Here is a 478-nt window from a genome sequence, read left to right as displayed (position 1 = left end):
AATCATTTCTAGCCTCGGCCATTCTTTCAACGGCTGTTACAGCAACCGTTTCCGGTTCAGCATTAGCTGGCCAAGGATATGCAGACGAGATGGAAGGTAAGCTCAATTCAGCTTGGCTTGATGGAAAAGTAGAAATGGCCTTAATGCTGGACAAAAACCTGAATAACTTTGAGATCGACACCACCGTTGTCGGCACCACCGCATTTCTGACTGGTCGAGTGGACAATGAGCTGGATCAGCGTTTGGCAGAGGAAATTGCCGCAAGCGTTGAAGGTGTCACTGAGGTTGAAAACAACTTAACAGTCGCGCAAGGCTCTGCAGAAGCACCCATTAATGAACAGCTAGTGGATGCGCGTGTCGACGCTGTGCTGGCGATGAAATTGTTGCTTGAAAACGAAGTAACAAGCAAAAACATCGATATCGAAACGGAAGATGGCGTGGTCATTTTGAGTGGCTCAGTGCCAACGCAGGCGGAAGC

At 48.7% G+C, this 478-nt stretch carries 1 protein-coding gene; it reads left to right on the top strand.

Annotated features, from left to right (window positions below):
- On the top strand, nt 1-478 hold a 478-nt coding region (locus A3751_RS16145), incomplete at both ends, for a BON domain-containing protein (RefSeq protein WP_068457915.1).

The sequence above is a fragment of the Oleiphilus sp. HI0080 genome, assembly GCF_001635135.1.
Note: the sequence above shows the minus strand (reverse complement) of the source record. Positions and strands in the feature narration are given on the sequence as shown.